The organism is Bradyrhizobium sp. TM233, from assembly GCF_036247965.1.
Taxonomy (GTDB): Bacteria; Pseudomonadota; Alphaproteobacteria; order Rhizobiales; family Xanthobacteraceae; genus Bradyrhizobium; species Bradyrhizobium ottawaense.
The window spans coordinates 1-256 of the sequence record NZ_BTIG01000393.1 but is presented as its reverse complement, the minus strand read 5'-3'; the positions used below and the strand labels follow the sequence as shown (position 1 = coordinate 256).

At 78.1% G+C, this 256-nt stretch carries 1 pseudogene; it reads right to left on the bottom strand.

Annotated features, from left to right (window positions below):
* Positions 1-256: pseudogene (locus AABA86_RS34515) on the bottom strand (DUF2147 domain-containing protein); the annotation flags it as partial.

Genomic DNA, 256 nt, shown 5'->3' with positions numbered 1-256 from the left:
GGCGCAGGGGCCGGAGGAGAGGGCGCGGGCACGGCGGTCTCGGCCGGCGCATTGCTGGCGGTCGCGGCCGGCGGCGGAGCAGGCGGCGGGGGTGCTACGGCAGCGGGGGCAGGCGAAGGCGCCTGCGCAGCCGCTGGCGGCGGGGCGACCGGCGCAGGAGCGGGAGCTGGCGCAGCCGGCGTTTGCGGCTCGACGGTGGCTTGCTGCGGTGCCTGCTGGCCCGGACCCGTCTCGTTCTTCTTGGCCTTCTTCGCCT